Annotated in this window: 1 protein-coding gene; it reads right to left on the reverse strand. The window is 67.5% G+C overall.

Annotation, left to right across the window (positions count from 1 at the left end; all coding sequences use genetic code 11):
• The coding region (locus QWJ46_RS31150) for an electron transfer flavoprotein subunit alpha/FixB family protein (protein WP_302756397.1) at window positions 1-464 on the reverse strand (464 nt) is incomplete at both ends.

A 464-nucleotide genomic window follows, 5' to 3' on the forward strand; every position in this document is an offset into this window, starting at 1 on the left:
CCACCTTGCCGGTCTGACCGACCTGCCAGTCGTTCGGGGCATAACCGGCATCGACGGCGGCACGGCTTGCGCCGACGGCGGCGCCGAGCTTGTCGGCAACCGGCAGGATGACTTGCTTGAACTTCTCGGCCGAGCCGAGCGCCCGGCCGCCCGAGATGATCACCTTGGCCGAGGTCAGTTCCGGACGTTCCGAGGCCGACAGCGCATCGGAGACGAAACGCGACAGGCCTGGATCGGAGACGGCCGGGATCGCCTCGACCGTTGCCGAACCGCCTTCAGCCGCGGAAGCGAAGGAGGCTGTGCGCACGGTGATCACCTTTTTGGCGTCGCTGGCCTGCACCGTCTGGATGGCATTGCCGGCATAGATCGGCCGCTTGAAGGTATCGGCGGAGACGACCTCGATGATCTCCGAGACCTGGGCGACGTCGAGCAGTGCCGCCACCCGCGGCAGCACCGTCTTGCCG

It is taken from the genome of Rhizobium sp. CBN3, from assembly GCF_030518245.1.
Taxonomy (GTDB): Bacteria; Pseudomonadota; Alphaproteobacteria; order Rhizobiales; family Rhizobiaceae; genus Rhizobium; species Rhizobium aethiopicum_A.